The sequence below is a fragment of the Paenibacillus dokdonensis genome, from assembly GCF_004916975.1.
In the GTDB taxonomy this organism is placed as follows: Bacteria; Bacillota; Bacilli; order Paenibacillales; family Paenibacillaceae; genus Paenibacillus_AQ; species Paenibacillus_AQ dokdonensis.
In genome coordinates this window covers 589163-610207 of record NZ_STGQ01000003.1, presented here as the reverse complement: position 1 = coordinate 610207, position 21045 = coordinate 589163, and the positions used below count along the sequence as shown (strand labels likewise).

General features: G+C 43.8%; 14 protein-coding genes and 1 CRISPR repeat array. Of the genes, 10 read left to right on the top strand and 4 right to left on the bottom strand.

The annotated features are described in order from the left end of the window. Positions 1-24: 24 nt before the first annotated feature. Positions 25-960 carry a dihydroorotate dehydrogenase gene (locus tag E6W40_RS27090; protein WP_136608693.1) on the bottom strand — a complete coding sequence of 312 codons (936 nt, stop codon included), beginning with the start codon at positions 958-960 and terminating at the stop codon, positions 25-27. Further along, entirely contained in the window at positions 941-1645 is a 705-nt protein-coding gene (locus E6W40_RS27085) for a dihydroorotate dehydrogenase electron transfer subunit (protein WP_136608692.1), read from the bottom strand. Before E6W40_RS27085 ends, E6W40_RS27090 begins: the two co-directional genes overlap by 20 nt. A 777-nt stretch (positions 1646-2422) precedes the next feature. On the opposite strand from E6W40_RS27085, the gene E6W40_RS27080 reads away from it, so the two are divergent. After that, positions 2423-4429 carry a DUF5054 domain-containing protein gene (locus E6W40_RS27080; RefSeq protein ID WP_168929073.1) on the top strand — a complete coding sequence of 669 codons (2007 nt, stop codon included), beginning with the start codon at positions 2423-2425 and terminating at the stop codon, positions 4427-4429. Positions 4430-4739: 310 nt separating this feature from the next. Here the strand turns inward: E6W40_RS27080 and E6W40_RS27075 are convergent, their stop codons facing one another. Then, positions 4740-5996 (bottom strand): hypothetical protein, encoded by a 1257-nt coding sequence (locus E6W40_RS27075; protein WP_136608690.1) that lies wholly within the window; start codon positions 5994-5996, stop codon positions 4740-4742. Positions 5997-6232: 236 nt separating this feature from the next. Next, positions 6233-6976, bottom strand: a complete 744-nt coding sequence (locus E6W40_RS27070) for a GTP pyrophosphokinase (protein WP_136608689.1) — start codon at positions 6974-6976, stop codon at positions 6233-6235. 176 nt (positions 6977-7152) lie between these two features. Between E6W40_RS27070 and E6W40_RS27065 the strand changes: the two genes are divergently transcribed. From E6W40_RS27065 to cas8c, 9 genes are all read left to right on the top strand, one after another. Next, positions 7153-7836: a response regulator transcription factor gene (locus E6W40_RS27065; protein WP_136608688.1), complete on the top strand. Its 684-nt coding sequence runs from the start codon at positions 7153-7155 to the stop codon at positions 7834-7836. Further along, positions 7833-9092: a HAMP domain-containing sensor histidine kinase gene (locus E6W40_RS27060; protein ID WP_136608687.1), complete on the top strand. Its 1260-nt coding sequence runs from the start codon at positions 7833-7835 to the stop codon at positions 9090-9092. Before E6W40_RS27065 ends, E6W40_RS27060 begins: the two co-directional genes overlap by 4 nt. 111 nt (positions 9093-9203) lie before the next feature. Then, a complete protein-coding gene (locus E6W40_RS27055) occupies positions 9204-9965 on the top strand; it encodes an ABC transporter ATP-binding protein (RefSeq protein WP_136608686.1) in 762 nt (253 codons plus the stop codon). A gap of 1 nt (position 9966) precedes the next feature. Next, positions 9967-12312 (top strand): ABC transporter permease, encoded by a 2346-nt coding sequence (locus E6W40_RS27050; protein ID WP_136608685.1) that lies wholly within the window; start codon positions 9967-9969, stop codon positions 12310-12312. Between the two features lie 168 nt (positions 12313-12480). Beyond that, a complete protein-coding gene (locus E6W40_RS27045) occupies positions 12481-12801 on the top strand; it encodes a hypothetical protein (protein ID WP_136608684.1) in 321 nt (106 codons plus the stop codon). 141 nt (positions 12802-12942) lie between these two features. Then, complete coding sequence (gene msrA, locus E6W40_RS27040; RefSeq protein WP_136608683.1) at positions 12943-13914, top strand: peptide-methionine (S)-S-oxide reductase MsrA; 972 nt, start codon at positions 12943-12945, stop codon at positions 13912-13914. Between the two features lie 231 nt (positions 13915-14145). Further along, positions 14146-15566: direct repeats of the CRISPR family, unit length 32 nt; unit sequence GTCGCACCCTACATGGGTGCGTGGATTGAAGC. Positions 15567-15953: 387 nt separating this feature from the next. Beyond that, positions 15954-18383, top strand: a complete 2430-nt coding sequence (gene cas3, locus E6W40_RS27035) for a CRISPR-associated helicase Cas3' (RefSeq protein WP_136608682.1) — start codon at positions 15954-15956, stop codon at positions 18381-18383. 26 nt (positions 18384-18409) lie between these two features. Beyond that, the gene (cas5c, locus tag E6W40_RS27030; protein WP_136608681.1) at positions 18410-19129 is read left to right on the top strand and encodes a type I-C CRISPR-associated protein Cas5c; all 720 of its coding nucleotides are present in this window, start codon (positions 18410-18412) and stop codon (positions 19127-19129) included. After that, entirely contained in the window at positions 19126-21045 is a 1920-nt protein-coding gene (gene cas8c, locus E6W40_RS27025) for a type I-C CRISPR-associated protein Cas8c/Csd1 (protein ID WP_136608680.1), read from the top strand. The genes cas5c and cas8c overlap by 4 nt, the downstream gene beginning before the upstream one ends.

Sequence of the window (21045 nt, the reverse complement as noted above, 5' to 3'; positions counted from 1 at the left end):
TCCTTTAAGATAAGGTTTTTTGCATTAGTACGAAATCCCGCGAATCTCATCGAGGCTGCTTATATTCTCCTGCAGCATCAAGCTCTGCAGTCCGGCAAGCAGTTCCTCGCCAGCGCGCAGGTTCATGAAGTTGTAAGTACCGACCTGAACCACCTCGGCGCCCGCCATAATAAATTCAATAATATCCGCTGCGGATGTTATCCCTCCCATACCCATAACGGGAATACTTAACTGCCGGGCGACCTGATGTACCATACGCAGGGCAATGGGTTTGATGGCCGGACCGGATAATCCGGCGTATATATTGGAGAATACACTCCGGCGATTATGAATATCAATCTTCATGCCTGAAAAGGTGTTAACAAGCGACACACAGTCCGCGCCTTCTTGCTCGCACATGACCGCCATCTCCACAATATTCTCCGCATTTGGCGACAGCTTCACGGCAAGCGGCAGCGATGTGGCTTGTCTTACTTCACGAATGACTTCTCTGGCAACGTTCGTTTTTATGCCGAAGGCCATACCGCCTTCCTTTACGTTGGGACAGGATATGTTTAGTTCAATCATGTCTACGGCGCGGAGATGATCTTTACGGCGTTCCCCCGTATCCTTCGTGATTTTCAATGCACCAAGCACATATTCCTCGATATTACTCCCACCCAGGTTGACAATCTTGACGGGCTCAATCGTTTCCCAGAACTTCATCTCCTCGGTCAGGAAGGCATCGATGCCTGGATTCTCTAAACCGACACTGTTCATCATACCCCCAGCCGTCTCCCATACTCGGGTTCCGCTGTTTCCTGCACGAGGCTCAAGGGTTAATCCCTTGCTGGAGATCCCTCCTAGCTTATTGATATCGTATTGCTTGGCATATTCTTGTCCGAATCCGAACGTTCCGGATGCCATTACGATGGGATTAATGAAGGGAATGCCCGCGATGTTACAAGCTAAGCTGCCCATGCCAATCGACCTCCTCCGCCAGAAATACAGGGCCATCCGTACATACTTTACGATGACCATTCTTGTTCAACACCGAGCATACGTAACAGGCCCCGATGCCGCAAGCCATCCGTTTTTCCAAAGACACATACATCTTCGTATTCAGGCCCTCCGCCCTCAGTGCAGCTTCCTTCATCATGCCAAGCGGACCGCAAACCAGTGCATATTCGTATGAGCTTGGATCCAGATCATCCAGCACGCTTCCGCCGATCTGTACAACGAGCTTATTCGAATAAGGCTCAAACGCTTCCGTCAAATAGGATTGATCCTGGAAACCAAGATATATATCGGGCTTATCCAGCTGCTTGGCAGTGTACAGCAGGGGAGCCATACCGATACCGCCTCCGATCAGGGCAACGCGTCCCTTTACATCCGGGAATCCATGTCCTAAAGGTCCTTCCAATTGTATGCTGTCTCCTTCATGCAGCTTTGCCAGCAAGCGGGTGCCTTCGCCTGCCATTTTATACAGGAACTGAATGCTGTTATTTTCCACGTTATAAATACTGATTGGCCGAGATAATACGGGGACGTCGTTCCAAGCCCTCAGCATATAAAATTGTCCCATACATGCCTCTTGGAATTGTCCCTCCACCGTCATGAGGTAAATGCCCGCACAGATGCGTTCGTTGGAAAGAATCGTATACACTGTTATGCTCCTTTTTTCACGAGTATGAAAGTCTGATCCAGCTGCTCATATGAATAGCACAATATACAGAGTTCCTGCTTATCTCTCTACTATGCCTGCTCCTTCATGTGTCCTACCGTGATACCTGTCACAGTTCTTGTTTGCAAATGTGATAATGGTTCCTTTAAATATAAAAATGGCTTGGGTATACACCTCCACCAATGACGATTCTCCGACATGCGATATGAACATCACTGACAACAATCGCGGATTTTCTTTGGCAGCAAGGCAGGGTGTGAGACGATAACAGAATTGCTGGAGAAAGTACAAGCTGAGATCGGCCGATATATAGTCCGTATTCAGTCGGAGCAGCAGAAGAATGGAGCATGGAGGTATGATTTTGAAAAATTGCCAGCAGGCATTAAGCTAACGGGCAGTTTAATTAAACAATTCAACTAGAGTATTAATGACCTTTTTCGCGATTGATATGGTTTTATCAGATTTTATCGTATGAAACAGGAGGTAGACACATTAAAATGTCAGGATTTTATAAAGATGTGTCCTTATAAGATAAATACTAGACGTATGGAATGACCTATTATTACTTCGAATACCCCAAAATATGCGGAGGATATTAAGTGAAATACCAATAGTTAATTATTAAGAGGTGTTTTATGAGATATCATGATTCAGAGTCCGAATTGGAATGGCCGAACCTTGTAAAAACAAAAGTGGAGTAAAAGCCTGAAAGCAATTATTTCACGACGTATGATGACTAAGAAAGGCGTGATGATAGAAATGAAAAAAATCTATGTGGTAAACAAAACTCATTTAGACATTGGTTTTACCGATTTGGCAGAAAATGTCCTGCACAAGTATTGCCATGATTACATTCAAAACGCGATCACTTTAGCTGAAGACTTAAGAAAAGAGGGCAAAGACTTTGTTTGGACAACAGGCAGCTTTATTATTGAATATTACTTCAAAAACATGGATGAAGAAGCTTGTAAAAAGCTGGACGACGCCATAAAGAAAGGTTACATTCGCTGGCACGCCATCCCGTGTACGTTTGAATCGGAAGCGATGACATCTCAAACTTTACATTACTTCATTTCCATCTCAAAAAAGTTAGATGCTCGCTATGGATACAAAACAACAAGCGCAAAGATGACTGACGTCCCAGGACATACGATCGGGATTGTTGATGAGTTGTATCGTCAAGGAATTAAATTCCTGCACATTGGTGTAAATGGCTCGAGTTCCATTCCAGAAGTTCCTGATACATTTCTATGGAAGAATGGCGAAAGTGAGATCATTGTCTCTTATTCAGACGACTATGGCGGCGTAATCGGAGTGGATTGCATGGATAACAAGCTGGCGTTTATGCATACTCATGATAATAGTGGTCCAGGAACAAAAGAGAAAATTAACGCTTATTTGTCAAAAATGGCGAATGAGTATCCAGACTATGAGCTTGAAATGACTTCCATGGATCAGTTTGCAAATGAAATTTGGGAAGTACGTGACCAACTGCCAGTTATTACAGAGGAGATTGGGGATACATGGATTCACGGAATGATGTCTGATCCGAAAATCATTCGTGATTATCGTATTTTAACGAATTACATGTTTGATAACAAAATAGAAAATGATGATGCTAATTTCTATGCGATGTTAGTTCCGGAGCATACTTGGGGAATGGATATCAAACGCTATTTCAGTGACTATATGAATTATGAAAAGAAAGACTTTGAGCGAGCACGTAGTTTAGACCAAATTACCGATCTTGATTTAACCTACGCTTATGGAATTGTTAAAGATCAAACTGTTGGCGAAATGAAATACACTTATAATGAGTGGACTGATCGTTCTTACAAATTTTATGAGTCTTCATGGAAAGAACAGCGCAAGAACGTTGATCGTGCAATAGCTTGTTTGGAGCCTGAAGATCAACATAACATTAAAAAACTAATCGAAGTTCCATATCATATCTTTGAAAACCAAGGTATTGAATGTGGTTTGGAAGAATTGATTTCGGTTAACAGGTATCAAGTTATGTTTGCTAGCGATGGTTCCATTAACCACTTAGAAAAGGATGGAACACTTTACTTTGATCAGGACAACAAACTCGGGGTTCTGAGCTATACCATTGCTGGGCAAAATGACTATGATAACCTGCGTTATAACTATTTGCGTGAATTACAGCATAATTGGTGGGCAATTGACTTCTTAAAGCCAGGAATGGAAATTCAAAAACGCATTCAATTGAATGAAAATTTCACACCACATGTTGTGAAATTAGTTAAGGAAGATGATTCGATTATAGCAACTTTAAAGTATAGCCAAAGAGCTGTGGAAGAGTATGGTGCCCCAAGAGTTGTAAAGGTTAAATATCAATTTGGAGATAAAGTTGAAATTGCACTTTTATTAAAGGATAAAGATGCCATTCGTTATCCAGAAATTTATTCTTTTGACATTACACCACGTTTGAATTCGCCGTATTTAACTAAGATTCGTAAAATTGATACCGTTATTTCACCTTTTGAAGTGGTAGGTCACGGAAATAAGTTGCAACACATGATTGAAGAATTAATTTATAATGGTAGCGATAAAAAAATCAATATTAAACCTATTGATGCCCCTCTTTTGGGAATCGGAACAAATAACAATCTAAGTTATAACAACAAATACCATCAAGACAACAATAAATTTACGTTTACACTATTGAACACAACATGGGGAACTAATTTCACGATGTGGTATGAAGAAGATATTTTCGCTCGTTTTGAGTTAGTGTTGGGATAACAATTTCCTGCGAGCATAACGGGACACGTTAGTTCAACACAAACAGCGGCAGACTAGGACTTGCAAATAAAGCCCTAGTCTGCCGCTGTTTCATACGTTTGCACTTTTTTATATACTTCAGAGTAAACTAACTTTAGCTGTTCTCGTAATTCCTTTTTCTACAGGACCTGAGAACGCTTCGATCGCCGCAGGCGTCCCTTTCCGCCTATGGAATTTGAATGCGTTCTTCACAAGCTCAGATGTGGAATATGGTGTGGGGTAGATAGACGGCATGTAAAAGGCCGCTCCAATGAGCGGCCCTTGAACGGAATCAAAGATTCAGGTTGTATTTTTGTATGGCGATGTTTTTTAAATCAGGATTGTTCATGTCATCGAACCATCTGTACAACCAGCCTTGGCCCGTGTACAGGTTTGCGGTTTCCAGGAATGTTCCGGCAGGCATAGCGATTTTGCCTATCCTGCTTAAGTCGCTGCCTTTTAAAATAATGATCTGTTCCGGCGTATCCTTCGGAAAGGAGCTCTTCTCGTCCACGATCAAGATATTCCCGTCACCGTTCATGGTAAAGGAAAGATTGGCCGTTTGATTGTTCAAGGCTACCTTCGACTGGGCAGAGAGACCCTTCGAATTGAATACATACAGCGTCTGGTTGGATGAGGCTACCAAATATTCGCTGTTGAATGCCTCATCATCCTGTGCGAAATTGTCCAGAGTGATCTTGCCGGGGACGGATTTCTTCCAGAGTATGGCTCCCTTGCTGTTTTTGGCGATGACGTCTGTCGTCGTTTTATTGAATTTATAGAACAACAGTGTTTTGTCGGGCAAAATGCCTCTGAATTTCAGGCCATCGATTTTTTGATTGAATAAACGATTCAGCTTCGAATCGTATACCGTAAGCGTTGCTTTATAGTCCGAATAGTCTGCCGCTTTGCCGGACCAGTTTAGAAGAGTAGTCATCATATTATTATGATGGCTGTTCACGAATTCATTGATCTCTTTCTTTTGTAGTTGCTTCCCTTGTTGATCAATCTGGTAAACAATGGACTTATATCTTTCAAGACTCATGTAAAATAACAAAGTTCCGTCGTTATTTATAAAAATCCCGCTGTTATCGCTCACCTTCTCAGCAAATGTTTTAGGAATCGGCCGGGAAAATTCACGAACCCATAACGCCTTTCCGGAAGAATTGTATGCCTGAAGACGACGAGTAAGCCGGTTGTTTTTGGTATCATTCTCGGCTGTGGTCAGATATATGTTGCCGTTTTTACCAACCTGATTGCCTCCGAAAAATCCTGAATAGGCCATTTTGGATGTGGGGGATGTCGGATCAACCTCAGCGATTTGTTTGCCCGTGCCGTCATTCAGGATGGAGACCTTCCCGTATGCATCCATAACGTAGAGGTGATTATTAACCTTTCGGACATACACATCAGCAGGAAGCAGGTTAGGGGTAGAGGCCACCCAAATGGGTTCAGGTAGAGTGCTTTGCAGCGTTTGCGCATGCAATGCACTTTCAGTCGTTAAAAAAAATAGGATCGTACAAAATAAAGCGAGTACTGTTTTCTTCATGCTTTCCTCCGTCATTTCAAATGATTGTTATCAGAAACATGCATAGAATATATTTCCTTTTTAAAATCATATTTTACCATGTATTTATGCCGGAGAATTAGTCGAAAGATAAAAAAAACCGAGAATTCTGTAGTAAACAGTTCTCGGCGTTATCTATTTCCGTACGTAAACCACAGCTTAGCAGCTCCATGCAGGCAGCTCTCGAATTGGAAACTACAGCATCGCTTGCTGGGCCGCTACCCCTCCCCCGAAATCAGCTTCAGCAGATTTTCCGGGATTTTGAACTGCTGATTATCGATTAGCAGCTGATAGTCCTCTCTGGCATCGAATTGATGCGCCAGCTTGACCTCTTCCATCTCCTGCTGCAGCTGCTCCATTTTCGTATCGAGCTCGTACGCCGTGTCAGCTGCCTTTTTCAGATCCTGAAGGAGGCGTTCCGGCACGGTTTCATTGCATTTATAGAAGATTTTATGCTCCAGGCTGGCCCAGAAATCCATGGCAATGGTACGGATCTGGATCTCAACGCATATCGCTTCTTCGCGATCGGACATGAACACGGGGACCTCAGCCAGGATATGAAGACTTTTATAACCGTTGGGCTTCGGATTTTGGATGTAGTCTTTGACCGACAGAATGTTCAAATCGGCTTGCCTTTGCAGCATCTCGCTGATCCGGTAAATGTCGGATATGAAGGAGCAGGTAATCCGGATGCCCGCGATATCCTTGATGTTGTCTTTAATATCGGCAAGCGAGCCAGCTCCGCCTTTACGCAGCAGCTTTTTCATAATGCTCTCCGGTGACTTCAACCTCGATTTTGTATGCTCGATCGGATTGTAGTCATGGAGCAGTTGGAATTCCTCCTGCAGGATTTCGATTTTAGTCTCGACTTCCTGCAAAGCGAATTTATATTTCATCATAAACCGTATGAGCTTTTTTTGAATGGCTTTCATTTGTTCGATGGGATTTGTATTGTCAGGCATGGCTTACCGTCCTTTGGGTTCAAATATGATGAGGCATGTTCCCTTATTATAGCCTAGTTCATGAAGAGCTTGCCAGGCGAGGGGATGGAAGTGCTGCGTTACAATTCACCAATGCTCATGGTATATTACAAAAGTATCCAAGCCTTGCCTATTCTGAATTCCAATGGAGATCGAATATGAATGTTGATTGTTTAATTGTGGACGATGAAACCGTCCTGGCAGAAACCACATGTGAGTATTTTAATATGTTTGAGGTCCAATCCGCTTATGTGACTAACGCAGACGCGTGTATGCAATTTTTAAAAGAACATGAAGTTTCACTGATCCTCCTCGACATCAATCTGGGTAATACATCGGGTTTTGACTTATGCAAAAAGCTGCGGCAAATAACGCAGATACCTATTCTGTTTATTAGCGCTCGCTCCAGTGATGACGATGTTCTCATTGCCCTCAATATTGGCGGAGACGATTACATACAAAAGCCGTATACGCTCAGTATCTTGCTGGCAAAAGTGAAAGCAGTGCTCAAAAGATACGGGAACAACGGTCCCGCAGAAATGCTGGAGTTTGGCCAAGTGAAGATCGACAGCAGTTTATGCCGTGTCCGTGTGAATGGTATAGAGGTTAAACTCAAGACGCTTGAATATAAACTGCTCTGCTATTTGGTGAATCATAAAAATAGAGTGGTCACCAAAGAAGAGCTGTTTCACAATGTATGGGGCGATTCCTTTGCCGGCGATGGCACGCTGAATGTACATATTCGTCACTTGCGCGAAAAAATCGAAGTGAATCCCAATCAGCCGCAATATATCAAAACCGTATGGGGAACAGGCTACGTCTTAGAGGATAGCAAGGCATGAGAATGAAGTGGATGTTCCTGACGATCCTTATCGTGTTTGTGACAGGCATGATTCTGTCACTTCTAGTGATTAACACGAAGGTAAATACCGATGTGGATGTTGTCGCGGTGAATGAAGTGGTAAAGATAACCGAAAGCCGCTGGGGAAATATGAAGCCTGAAGATTATCATGCAGCGCAGCTGCAGTTCGTTATTCTTGATAATGACGGAACCATACTGTATCAAACGGCGGAGGGGCTTTCAACGACCCTGTATGATGCCATGAAAAACCGGGATACCGTTACAGACATCATGATAGATGGTAGGCTCGCGGGGAAAATGATCATTCATAATAATTATCAAGCCATCATCGAGCAGAGCAGGAGCCGGCTTGTGATCGTAATGATGACCACTTTCATGGCCATAACGGCATTATGCATTTTTTACATCCTATTTTTAAATCATAGGGTATTTAAACCGTTCAAAAAACTGCAGAACTTTGCGGTCAATGTAGCGAGAGGCAATCTGGATATTCCGCTGAAAATGGATAAAAATAACCCGTTTGGCGCTTTTACCGAAAGCTTCGATATCATGCGTGAAGAGCTGGCGGCAGCCAGGCAGAGTGAATATGCCGCAAACCGCAGCAAGAAGGAGCTTGTGGCTGGCTTAAGCCATGATATCAAAACGCCGGTGGCCTCCATTAAAGCTGTGAGTGAACTGATGCTGATCCGGGCCAGTGATGACAAGGTGATCAAGCAGTTAAACATGATCTACACCAAGGCGGAGCAAATTAATCTATTGGTTACGGATATGTTCCATGCGACGCTGGAAGAGCTGCAAGAGCTTAAGGTAACAGTTTCCGAGGAATTAAGTGAAGTTCTGGGCAGAATCATTGCGAACGTGAATTATGATGATCAAATTAGCTGCGATCCGATTCCGGCTTGCATGATTGTAACGGATGTAACGCGTTTGCAGCAGGTATTCGATAATATTCTGAGTAATTCTTACAAATATGCGGGTACTTCCGTTAAGATAACCTCTCAAATCATTGATGCGTTCCTGGTACTTCATATCATGGATTATGGGCAGGGCATCCATGAGGACGAATTACCGCTTTTGTTCAATAAATTTTATCGGGGCCATAACGTCGAGGGGCAAAGCGGAACGGGGCTTGGACTGTTCATTTCTAAATATTTTATGCAGAAAATGCTGGGCGATATTGAATGTCATAACCGTGATGATGGTTTTACCGTGATTCTCCGGATAAGGCTGGCCTAACCAATTTAAGAAACAGTTAAGGATTGAACAAAGATTAAATAAGAATTGCTTTTGTATGATAAGACTGTAATTCATATTACAGTCTTATTTGTTTAGGAGGGTGTTAATTACATGCAAAATAGCCTATTAAGGACGGAGAAATTATGCAAAACCTTTTCCAGTGGGGGAAATCAGCAGCATGTGCTCAAGAATTTGGACATCAGCCTGATGGAGGGCGACTTTACGGTTATTATGGGCAGCTCCGGTTCGGGTAAATCGACTCTGCTCTATGCGCTAAGCGGGATGGATAAACCCACATTAGGCGAGATTCACTTTGAAGAGAAGAATATTTCCAAGCTGAATAACGATCAGCTTGCGATTTTCAGAAGAAACCATTGCGGGTTTGTATTTCAACAGGTCTATTTGCTGGACAATATGAGCGTTCTGGATAATGTGTTAGCGAGCGGCTTGCTGGTAAGCAGGAATAAACGGGCCATCGTTACCAAAGCCAAGGAATTGCTTGCCGAGGTCGGGTTAAATGAAGCAGCATGGGGGAAATTCCCCTCTCAGCTTTCCGGCGGCGAAGCACAGCGGGCAGGTATCGTTCGGGCATTAATCAACAGTCCGAAAATTATTTTTGCAGACGAGCCGACGGGTGCATTAAACTCAGCTGCCAGTGATAGCGTGCTGGATGCCATGACCGCTGTGAACCAAAATGGACAGAGCATTGTCATGGTTACTCATGATATCAAAACGGCTTTACGAGGAAACAGGGTGCTTTATCTGCGTGATGGTGTGATTTGTGGAGACCTGAAGCTGGATGCATTCGATATGGAGCACAATCATGAAAGGCATGAGAAGTTAAAAGCCTTTCTAGCCGAAATGGGGTGGTAGGATGAAAATCGTTAATCTTGCCTTAGCCAATATTAAAAAAGGTAAAAGTGCGGCATTTTCATTGTTTATTTTGATTTTTGCTGCTGCCCTGCTTCTCAATGTAGGCATAACGGTTATCTCCAAAATGAGTACCTTCTATGATGATAAGGTTGAAGAACTACATGATCCGCATCTAAGCCTCATGATGAAAAATGCAAACTATAAAGAAGCCTATGGTGACTTCTTTAAGAACAATTCAGGTGTGAAACAAATCGAAATGGAATCGATGATTTTGCTGGATGCGGCCAGGTTCCGTTATGGCGACAGCCAGATGGATAGTGGTGCAGCGATATTCAATGCGGATGCTAAACGGGGGTTTTCCCCTCTGAAGCTGATCCAGAAGCTGGACCCAATGCATCAAGATGATATTTATGTATCTTTTAGTTTTAAAACAAGCGGTGGCTACAAGCTAGGTGATGCGCTCACCATAACCTATCAGGATAAGGCATATAGCTACCGTATCGCAGGATTCTTTGAATCAACGATGCTGGGCACGCCCAGTATGGGCATTATGAAATTCATTTTACCGGATGCTGCGTATCGTCAGTTGTCTGATACAGTAGGGGTGGCGGCAGGAGGAACCTATTTGTCCGCAACCCTTAACGATAGCAGGCAATCGACGACGGTGATGAATGATTATAATAAGAAGTTCCCGGATCCGAGCATGAATGCGATTGACCCTACTTTTTGGGAAACGGATATTGAGACGATGAAAAGCATAGGTACGATGACGATCAATATTATCTCCATGATCTTGGTTGCGTTCGCAGCGGTCATTGTACTTGTCGCCTTGATCGTTATTAAGTTCCGTGTGACGAACAGTATTGATGATGGCATTGTGAATATCGGCGTCTTGAAAGCGGTGGGCTACACGAGCAGGCAGATTCTTGCTTCTATTGTGCTGCAATTTATGCTCATTACGCTGTCCGCCGGTATCGTCGGCGTTGCGGTCTCCTATGCAGTGATTCCCGTATTCGGCGGGATTGTCTCGACTTTATCGGGGCTGCTGTGGACACGGAGTTTCGATATCGTATCTATTATCCTCAGTATCCTTATTGTTGCTGTACTTGTGCTAGCCGTGACCTTACTATCGGGTATACGCATTCAGAAGCTCCATCCTGTTGCGGCTCTACGCGGAGGTATTATGACGCACAGCTTCAAAAAGAATCCTTTCCCGCTGGAGAAAGCGAGGGGTGGACTCCAGTTTGTGCTCGCTTGCAAAACGATGATGATGAATAGTAAGCAAAATATCATGATTGCTTTTATCATTGCCGCTATTACGTTTGCATCCGTCTTCTCCGTTGTGTTGTATTACAATGTAGCAGCTGATAAAAAAGCATTTTTCCATCTGGTTGGTGCGGAGACATCGAATGTTATGATTCAGGCGAAGACAGCCACTGACAGTGAAAAACTGTTTCCGGCGATTGAGCATATGGATGGCGTAGCCAAGACGGCTATCCTTGATTTCATACCGACGAGGATTGATGGGCAAGCGATCTATATGAACATCTCGGACGATTACAGCAAGCTGGAAAACCAGCCGGTGTATGTAGGCCGATTTCCGAAATATGACAATGAAATTGCCGTATCTTGGACAGTGTCCAAGCTGCTTGATAAAGGCATCGGCGATACGGTAAAGGTTGAGATCAATAATGTATCCCATCCATTCCTGATTACGGGTCTAAGCCAGTCCATTAGCAACATGGGGCAAGCAGCCTATTTAACCTTGTCTGGAATACAGCAGATCGTTCCCGACTATACGAGCTCTGTCATCAACGTATATCTGAAGGATGTAGATACTGCCCGTTTTATCGAGGAGATCAAAGCTAAATACGGGAATACACAAGCGAATATCATAAACGTCGATGAGACGATAAACGGCCAAAGCAGTATCTATATTTCAGCGGTTTTTGCCGTTATGGTTATGGTTCTTGCGATCACGGTGTTAGTTGTCATGATGATCCTATACCTCGTCATTAAAACGATGATTCTCAAACGTAAACGGGAATTTGGGATATTAAAAGCTACAGGATATACGACGCTTCAATTGATGTCTCAGATCGCGATGAGCTTTATTCCGATTGTGATCATCGGCGTCCTCATCGGTGGGGTGCTGGGCTGCCTGTACACCAACTCCATGCTAACGCTGCTCTTGTCGGGGGCAGGCATACACAACGTACAGTTCATTGTGAAGATTCCCCTGATCGTCATGTTATGCATCGGGCTTGTCGTGTTAGCCTATCTCGTCTCGATGCTGGTGGCCCGCAGGATCAAGCGGATCTCAGCTTATGGGCTGATTACAGAATAGCAGTTTTGCTAAAAGGCGGAGATGAACCTATGTTCATTCTCTGCCTTTTTTGTTATTCGGAAACAAAGGAGGGAGGGGAGGCCAGGTGAGAAGCATAAGATCGCTTCGAATGAACCGACATGGGTTAAGAAGCACGTATGAACCTTTTTTACCAAGGAGGAAGTTCACATGGCACTTGGAGCTCTATTGATCTTATTTATTATTTTGACAGTTGTTAGTATACTCACTATAGGGTTGTTATTTCTGGTTAAAGATCCTCAAATTAACAATATCGTATTTTTTGTCACCGCCGTATTGGGGATAGTCATTAGCTATCTGGCGTTTACTTCCCTTCCCGGTAATTTTATCGTATCCAGAATGGCCGCGGGATTTTTTGGCCTGTTGACGGTCATCGGAGTTGTCATGAAATTCATGCAAAGGGCTGCTCTGGCCAAGCTATTCGTTTCCGCATCCATTGTACTCGGTATGCTTCAGCTATTTTTCTTTTAAGATCATAAGGCTGAAGGGAAAAGACCTAATACGTACTTGTCTGACAGCTCCATTCAGGAGCAGACGCAGAAGTAGGCGAAAAGCTGATTTCAACGGCAATCATAAGAAAGTTACTTAAGATTCCGGAGAGGAGGATCAGCGATGGAACATTCGAATCGTAAGACGGAGCTGGCCACGTTTGCAGGAGGCTGCTTCTGGTGTATGGTGAGGCCGTTCGACGAGCTTCCAGGCATCCTTTCACTTGTTTCGGGATACACGGGCGGACATACGGACAATCCGACTTATGAGGAAGTGGGGACGGAAACAACGGGACATGCCGAAGCGGTGCAAATCACCTTTGAACCGGAAGTGTTTCCGTACGAAAGACTTCTTGAAATCTATTGGCAGCTGATTGACCCGACCGATAAGGACGGCCAGTTCATGGACCGCGGGGCATCGTACCGCACAGCGATCTTTGTCCATAACGAACAGCAGCGTGAACAAGCGGAAGCCTCCAAACGGGCATTACAGGCCAGCGGCCGGTTTAAAGGTAAAATCGTGACCGAAATCATGTCTGCAGGGAAGTTCTATCCGGCGGAAGCCGTTCATCAAAATTATTACAAAACCCATCGGTTTCACTATAATCTCTATCAAGAAGGTTCAGGACGAACCTCGTTTGCCGAGCGTTACTGGAATACGAAACAAGACAAGCAAACGCTGCAGAAACGTCTGACCCGTCTTCAATTTGAAGTGACGCAAAATGGGGTAGATGAGCCTGCATTTGACAACGAGTACTGGAATAACACAAGGGAAGGTATTTACGTGGATCGGGTGAACAGCGACCCCTTATTTTGCTCTCGTGATCAGTTTGATGCGGGAACCGGGCTGCCGGCCTTTACGAAACCCATTCACGAGGGCTTGATCAGCAAAAGGGCAGATCTCAGCAATGGAAAGATACGTACCGCGCTGCGGGGCAGGTTGTCAGGTTCCTATCTGGGACATGTATTCCATAACGGTCCGCAGCCGGGAGACTTGCATTATCAGGTGAACTCCGCAGCCCTGCGTTTCATAACGAAGGAAGAATTGGAGCAGGAGGGGTACGGTAAGTATGTGACGTTGTTTGATGAAGGATAATGAGTTTACGAGTATGAGATTTATGATATTATTTAATCAATTATGATAAATTGGTTTGTTTAGTGCGAATGTCAAGTGCACATAAAATCTCAGGTACATTCGCACCGAAAAAAATTCATTTAAATTACAATTAAACCATTTAAATAGTAAATCGATATTTGATTCTTGGCATATCGTGCGGTATTCATTAATTTAGAAACAATTTTTCAGCTAATCGTTTGAAAAATCGGAGTCGCACCCTACATGGGTGCGTGGATTGAAGCAACTCCGCATCTTCCCTCATTAAAGACGCCGCAGGTCGCACCCTACATGGGTGCGTGGATTGAAGCCCACAAGTTTATAGATAAAAGCTACTGAACCTAGCAAGTCGCACCCTACATGGGTGCGTGGATTGAAGCATATCCGAAAAGGCCACTTAAAGGCCGCTAAATTCGTCGCACCCTACATGGGTGCGTGGATTGAAGCATGTCAACCAAGTTAATGTCGTACCCATCATGGTCGCACCCTACATGGGTGCGTGGATTGAAGCAATTGGTCAGTGAAGTTTTTATTTTGGTCAACCGTCGCACCCTACATGGGTGCGTGGATTGAAGCATCCCCAAAGGTGGTGTCAAAGATAAGCACTAAGTCGCACCCTACATGGGTGCGTGGATTGAAGCCATTATCATATGGAATTAAATTATTAATTATACTTCGTCGCACCCTACATGGGTGCGTGGATTGAAGCCCGGTGAGTGATCCGTCTGCAATACCACCGTTGGCAGTCGCACCCTACATGGGTGCGTGGATTGAAGCAAAATTTTAAATAACCACGTTGAAAATTGCGGTGTCGCACCCTACATGGGTGCGTGGATTGAAGCATGCTAACCAAACAGTCCAAGGATACACAAGCGATGTCGCACCCTACATGGGTGCGTGGATTGAAGCAACCAAAACGCCGTAACGCACAAAACTAAGAAAGTCGCACCCTACATGGGTGCGTGGATTGAAGCCTATATCCCCTTATAATGGAATTATTTAACTAACGTCGCACCCTACATGGGTGCGTGGATTGAAGCCGTGCAGACAGCAGCAATGAAAAGAGCAAAGATCTTGTCGCACCCTACATGGGTGCGTGGATTGAAATACAGAGATTAGGTTAAATCCCTTTTCTCTGCTGCGTCGCACCCTACATGGGTGCGTGGATTGAAATATGTAAAAGGTCATAACGGAGACATGCACAATGTTCGCACCCTACATGGGTGCGTGGATTGAAATTGTTCGACTAAGGAAAGTCGATGGTGTTACAAGTGTCGCACCCTACATGGGTGCGTGGATTGAAATGCTTGCAAATGAACCAGCATAACGCATCCCAAAAGTCGCACCCTACATGGGTGCGTGGATTGAAATACTCTGATCCAATCCTTTACGAAAAAGGGCAAGAAGTCGCACCCTACATGGGTGCGTGGATTGAAATAGCACATACACACTTATGTCTTTGTCCTTAAGGTCGCACCCTACATGGGTGCGTGGATTGAAATCTGATCAACCCCGTTCTTCGCCTGCTTAATAAACGTCGCACCCTACATGGGTGCGTGGATTGAAATCCAAGCGCTACAGCAGATGAAATCAAATATGTCAGTTGCACCCTACACAGGTGCGTGGATTGAAATGTCTCGATAAAGAGGGTAACAACGACAAAGAAATAGTCGCACCCTACGCGGGTATGTGAATTGAAATTTGGACATAGTGCGAAGAAGTGAGATTAATTGCTATCCCACCCTGCACGAGGGCATGGATTGAAATCACTGGCTATTATTCCCCATGCTCCCAACACGTTGTAGCTCTGAAAGAAGCAACATAGAAAGCATTCGCAGTGTAGCGAGTGCTTTTTTCGTATTCTTTCTATTAAAAAAATCGAATCAAGTGCATTTAACAATCAAGATTATTTATTTTGTTCTATTTTGTGGAATTATTGGAGGATATTAAATGAAACTATCGAATTATTATGGGAATAGAGAACCATTTTATGATTCTGTATGTATGCAAGGGGGAGTACGATGGCCTATATCGCCCATATTCGTGAAAGTGATTACGTACAGCAATCTGTTGAACAGCACCTGCTGGGCGTAAAAGGTTTAGCTGAAATCTATGGAGAGAGTTTGGGGATCAAGCACATCACTGGACTGGCTGGTATGCTCCATGACTTGGGGAAATACTCGAATGCATTTAGGGAATATATCCTAGAGGCCGTCCAAAATCCTAATTCACCGCCTAAGCGTGGGAGTGTAGATCATTCAACCGCAGGTGGACGAATACTGTATACCTTATTTCATACCGGAAAAATAGACCCGAGCAAAGGTATCTTGGCTGAAGTAGTTGGGAACGCAATTATATCGCATCACGCTTACCTCCAAGACTTTTTAAATTCAGATATGGAATCAGATTATTTGCGGCGTGTACAGGACAAAGAATTGATAGAATTTGAAGAGAGCGTCCGGTTGTTTTTTGATCATGTGATGAATGAAAAGGATTTCCATTCTTATGTAGATCAAGCTGCAGCAGAACTTGTGTCATTTCGCGATAAGCCCTCACCTCTTCGTAGTGAGACTAAGTTTATGTTTTTAACTAAGTTTGTGTTTAGTGCACTAATTGATGCAGATCGGACGAATACGAGAATGTTTGAAGAGAACGTCGTGAAAGAACCTGAACTGCAACATTCCCAAGAGCTTTTTAATGCCTATTACGGCAGATTAATGGTTGAAATGAATTCTTTTGCAGGTCGAAGTAGTTTCCATACTCCCATCAATGTACTCAGAAGTCGAATGTCAGAACAGTGTGACCGGTTTGCGGACAAGCCGTCCGGCATATATACATTATCTATTCCGACTGGTGGCGGCAAAACCTTAGCGAGTCTCAGATATGCGCTTAAACATGCCAAAAACTATAATAAGAAACATATAATTTATGTCTTGCCATACACGACGATTATTGAACAAAATGCGGCAGAAGTACGACGAATTCTTCAGGATGAATCCAATATTCTAGAGCATCATTCCAATGTGATTGAGGATCTGGATGATGATGAGTTTATGGACGGCATGATGAATGTGCGACAAAAGCTAAAGTTAGCTAAAGATAACTGGGATTCTCCGATTATTTTCACAACGATGGTGCAGTTTTTGAATGTGATTTATGCGAAAGGAAGCAGGAACATCCGGAGGCTGCACAATTTGAGTGAGTCAGTCATTGTCTTTGATGAAGTGCAGAAGGTTCCGGTCTCATGTGTGTCTTTGTTTAATGAAGCATTAAACTTTTTGAGTGCGTACGGCCACTCCAGTCTTGTGCTATGTACAGCCACGCAGCCTGCATTGGATTTCGTGGAGAATAAGCTGAATCTTAGCCCGGATGCTGAAATGATTAACCACCTGGATGAGGTCATTGAAGCGTTTAAACGTGTGGAAATTAGGGGTTTGGCGACGAATGAAGTGTTTAACAATAACAAGCTCGTGGAGTTTGTAAATGAAAAAATGACAGAGGCACAGAGTGTTTTGGTCATTTTAAACACGAAGACTGTGGTGAAAAGATTGTATCAGCAGCTACAGTTGACCGCTAGCAGCATTCCGATCTATCACTTAAGCACATCCATGTGCGCCGCACACCGGAAAAGAAAACTGGATGAAATAAGGCAGCTTTTAAAAAATGGAGATAAAATCATATGCATCAGTACTCCGTTGATTGAAGCGGGAGTTGATGTCAGTTTTGAGTGTGTCATTCGTTCTCTGGCAGGACTGGATTCGATCGCACAAGCTGCAGGCCGATGTAACCGGCATGGTGAGCGTGAAATGCAGCAGGTGTATGTGATTGATCATGAAGAAGAAAATCTGAATCATCTGAAGGAAGTTAAAAAAGGAAAACACATCTCGAAAAAAATTTTGATCGATCTAAAATTTAATTCGTCGAGCCACGGCGGTCACATCCTCTCTGTTCAAGCTATGGAACGGTATTTTCAGGAATTTTACACGGAATTTGCAACAAGTTTGAATTATTTTATTCCAAAATTAAGAGTCGACATGACTTCGTTATTGGCGGCCACCAAAGCAGAAAACACATATTACCAAGATTATTACAGAAATAAAAATCAAAGACTTCCCTTATTTCTAGCAAACAGTTACCACACAGCAGCAGAGTATTTTCAAGTAATAGATAACCTTGCCACACCTGTCATTGTACCTTATGGAGATGAGGGGAGAGAAATCATTGCGGCGTTAAATGGTGCTGAACGAATTGAGGACTTCTCCAGATTATTGCGAAGAGCTCAGCAGTATACTGTGAATTTGTTCGAATATGAACTTCGAAAATTAGAAAAGAACGACGGTCTCGAACGTATTCTGGACGGACAAATGCTTGTGCTGAAAGAAGGGGCGTATAGTGAGGAGTTTGGAATTGATACTGAGAATGACAGCTGGATGGGAATAAACTTATTCTAGTAGATATTTTGAAAGGAGGTGAATCTATGAGAAACTCCATTGATTTTGTCGTTTACGGCGATTATGCACTGTTCACGGATCCTTTAACGAAACTTGGAGGGGAGAAGCTTTCATATCAGGTACCTACGTACCAAGCAATCAAAGGAATCATTGAAAGTGTTTATTGGAAACCGACTTTAATATTCATTGTCGACGAGGTTCGCATTATGAGCCCGATCCGTATGGAGTCCAAGGGTATTCGGCCAATGGATTATAGCGGAGGAAATACACTCGCCAATTACACGTATTTGAAAGAACCGGTATACCAAGTGAGAGCTCACTTTGAATTCAACATGAACCGTCCGGATATGGCCTTTGACCGTAACGAAAATAAGCATCATAACATTCTCAAACGTTCTCTTGTGGCGGGAGGTCGCAGAGATATCTTCCTAGGTGCACGGGAATGTCAAGGGTATGTGGAACCTTGCACTTTTGGAGAGAATAAAGGATTTTATGATGGCTATGGCGATATCCACATGGGCACGATGGTACATGGCATTAACTACCCGGATGAAACGGGCAGAGACCAAATGGAAGTGCGTTTATGGAATCCTGTTATGAAAGATGGCGTGATTACATTTCCGCGGCCGGATCAGTGCACACAGGTGCGCAAAATTTCAGATATGAAGCCAAAACATTTTGATGAAACTAATGTGGTGTCTGCCGATGAGCTGTTAACCAAGTGGGGAGAGGAGGTCAATCCATGAGCTGGTTGTTGAACTTATATGAGACGTATGAATCAAATTTGGATCTAGTGGGCGTCATAGAAAAGAAAAACAACGATCGTGAATATACGCTGCTGCCCGTCTCGCATACGACCCAAAACGCACATATTGAAGTGGAAATCACAGAGGATGGCGAATTTCATTCCGCTGAGGTCATTGACAAGTGTGATGCGAGTACGTTGATTCCAAGTACAGAAAAGTCAGCGAGCCGGGCAGGGGCTGTGATAGCTCCTTATCCACTCCATGATAAGTTAAGCTACGTGGCGGGTGATTTCAGGGCTTACGGCGGCAAAGTTAAGGAAGACGAGCCTTTTGCAACCTACATACAAGAACTTCAGAACTGGGCGGAGTCGCCACACGCGCATCCCAAAGTAAAAAGTATTTATAACTATTTAAGCAAGAAGCAATTAATTCAGGATTTAGCAGCACACAACATTCTCTGTGTCGATGAGGATAACCGTCTCATTGCAAAATGGGATAAGAAATACGAATTATTGTATCCAGAGAGACCAGGGATCTTCAGTGTGCTGGTGGGCGAACAAGACAGTGCTTTTATCCGGTTTAATGTATACTCTCCTCGCCGCATCTTAACGAAAGTGTGGAAGGATGCAGAGATGTACGATTCGTTCATCCGCTATTACCGGGAGCATTTGGGCGGGGAGGATCTTTGCTATGTTACAGGAAAAATGCTGCCAAGTACGGACAAACATGCGAATAAGATCCGAAATGCGGCAGATAAAGCCAAGCTGATTTCGGCAAACGATACGTCCGGATTTACATTTAGAGGCCGTTTTAAAGAGAGCAGAGACGCTGCTAGCATCAGCTATGACGTATCGCAAAAAGCCCATAACGCATTGAAGTGGCTGGTGAACCGACAAGGGAAAATTATTGACCAACGGGTGTTTCTGGTGTGGGGGAATGATGCGCTTGATCTTCCAGACCCTACGGAAGACACCTTTTCATTGGATCCTGAAGCTATTCCTGTTGCCATTATGAAGTCCAATACGAATCAAGCGCTTGCGACTGAGGTAGCTAAAGCACTGGATGGCTATAAAAATAAGTTAGGCCCGAAGTCCGAACAGCTTTTCAGATCGGAAGTCAATATTATAGTACTGGATTCGGCAACCACGGGGCGTATGGCCGTGCTGTACTACCGAAATATGAACAAAGAACTTTATTTGGACAGGCTCGCGAAGTGGCATTCTTCCTGTGTATGGCTTCACCGTTATCGAAAAAATGAGCAGGGGGAATTTGTCCAGTTTTACGGAGCTCCATCCACTAAGGATATTGCATTTGCTGCATATGGGCCAAGGGCAAGCGATAAAATCGTCAAAGGAATCATGGAGCGCATGGTGCCTTGTATTATCGACGACATTCGGATTCCACAAGATATTGTGAACAGTGCGTTTCACCACGCATCCAGTCCTTTATCGGTGGAGAAATGGGAATGGGAGAAGACGCTTAGCATTGCATGTGCCTTGATTAACCGACAGGAGGGATTTCAATTGGCATTAGATATGAAGAACAATGACCGTGATTACTTGTTTGGTCGCTTGCTGGCGGTGGCGGATGTATTGGAAAGACGTGCCTTGGGATCGGAAGAAACACGTTCGAGTAATGCGATTCGGTATATGAATTCATTTTCAAAACACCCCGCTAGGACCTGGAAGACTATTCAAGAGAGTTTGCAACCCTACCAGGCTCGATTGGGTATGAAAGGCAGCTATTTATCTAAAATCATCGATGAAGTAGCTTCCAGATTTGAAATAGAAGATTTTAATAACAAGCCTTTGTCCGGAAAATACTTATTAGGATTTTACAGTCAGCGGCATGAACTCTATCAAAAGAAAGATAAAACGGAAGATGCAGTCGAAGCATCTTATGAAGAGGAGAGATAA